At 40.5% G+C, this 586-nt stretch carries 1 protein-coding gene; it reads right to left on the bottom strand.

Annotation, left to right across the window (positions count from 1 at the left end; all coding sequences use genetic code 11):
* Positions 1–586, bottom strand: a 586-nt coding sequence (locus AC1DUA_RS40085) for an Ig-like domain-containing protein (RefSeq protein ID WP_477504943.1), incomplete at both ends; no start/stop codon positions are given.

The following is a 586-nucleotide window of genomic DNA, read 5'->3' as shown; positions in this document are numbered from 1 at the left end:
CATCTGTTTCATTAATGACACTCCATTTAAAACCATTGTTTGATGCTGTAGAAGGATTCAAAACAGCTTTCAGCACGATGGACTCACCTTTGTCCATGGTAATAACTGCGATGTCGCTCTCAATACCGTCGACCATTCTAACAATGGATAAGGATTCGACGGAGACGCTGATGCGTTGTGAATACGTGATGTCTTTATCCGTCACAATRCTGACCGTTCCTGTTACTAAGCCAACATTCTTACCTGTAAAGATTCTGGAATCTTCTGCTGACTTCGTTACATTTGCAAAAGATTGATTAGGGTTATCCAAAGCCCATGTGAAAGTCTTCGCTTTCTGATGTGAAGATCGCAACCACGCTCTAAGAGTTGTTGTTCCGGAAATATTTACGACTTTATCTCCATCAAATTCAACACTCGGTTGAGCAACTGTGATAGTAGCTGATGCAATGACACTTTGATCAACTTTCGAAATGATTGTTACTTGCGTCGATCCTTCTGATATTGCTTGATAATTGCCCGAGTTATCTACCGTAAGTACATTCTCATTTGATGACTTCCAGATAACATCGGAAGTCAATTCTAACGG

The sequence above is a fragment of the Paenibacillus sp. 01T422 genome, assembly GCF_056398785.1.
This window is presented reverse-complemented; position numbering and strand designations above follow the sequence as displayed.